Annotated in this window: 1 protein-coding gene; it reads left to right on the top strand. The window is 41.2% G+C overall.

Features of this window, described 5'->3' with window-relative positions; genetic code table 11:
* Positions 1-67: 67 nt before the first annotated feature.
* The coding region (locus tag ACQ76V_RS16015; RefSeq protein WP_441001510.1) for an IS701 family transposase at positions 68-1066 on the top strand (999 nt) is incomplete at its 3' end.

The following is a 1066-nucleotide window of genomic DNA, read 5'->3' as shown; positions in this document are numbered from 1 at the left end:
CTGAAGTTACGCAGCCCTTTAAAAAAGCGCTATCATAACAAAAAAAGCAGTCAGCGAGAGTAAACAAATGAACAAAGACATGATAGAACTCTACAGCGACTACCTCATCGCAAGTTTTGGGCAAACCACCGCCACAGGACTTGCCAATCTACTACAAGGGAGCATCTACCATGACAGCATCACCCGCTTTCTAAACAGTGAAACACTCACCGCCAAAGAACAATGGCAACTGATTAAACCCATGCTAAGACAGCATGAAAATGCCACACCCAATGCCATCGGCTATCTCATCTTTGATGACACCATACAGCCCAAACCGCACACAAGCGTCGACGACATCAACTGCTGGCACTACGACCACACCCAAAACAAAAATGTTAAAGGCATTAACCTGCTTAACTGTCTGTATCATCGCAAAGATATCGACATACCCTTAAGCTTTGACATCATCACCAAACCCAATGTCTTTACCGATGACAAAGGCAACGTTAAACGTAAAAGCGATAAAACCAAAAATCAGCGACTGCTTGATATGTTTGATAGGGCAATCAAAAACCAAGTCAAATTCGACTATGTATTAGCCGATTCTTGGTTTTCAGCCAAAGCGACATTCAAACATATTCGTAAAGCTAACAAGCATTTCATCTTTGCGTTAAAGTCAAATCGCTTGGTGGCTTTAACCCCGGATGATAGAGAAAAAGGTAACTTTGTACGTATTGATGAATCTAATCTACCCGATAATACCCCTGTTCACGGCTTTTTAAATGACTATCATGATGAAGTCTTGTTATTACGCCGAGTCTTTACAAACAAGGACGGTTCTACAGGGGTGTTATATCTGGTATGCTCAGATTTGCAATGCGACAAGGATAAATTTATCAACGGCTATCAAAAACGATGGCAGGTTGAAGTGTATCATAAGTCGTTAAAGCAAAATGCCAATTTGGGTAAGTCGCCTGCTCATAGCCAAAGGGCTCGGTTTAATCATATGTTTTTAGCCACGTATGCGGTGTTTAAGCTTGAGTGTTTGAAAATCAAAACCAAGTTAAATCATTTCGCTTTGCGT

Origin of the sequence: Fodinibius sp. SL11, from assembly GCF_052060035.1 — a bacterium.
GTDB lineage: Bacteria > Bacteroidota > Rhodothermia > Balneolales > Balneolaceae > Fodinibius.
The sequence above is the reverse complement of the archived record's forward strand: the minus strand, read 5'-3'. Positions and strand labels throughout refer to the sequence as shown.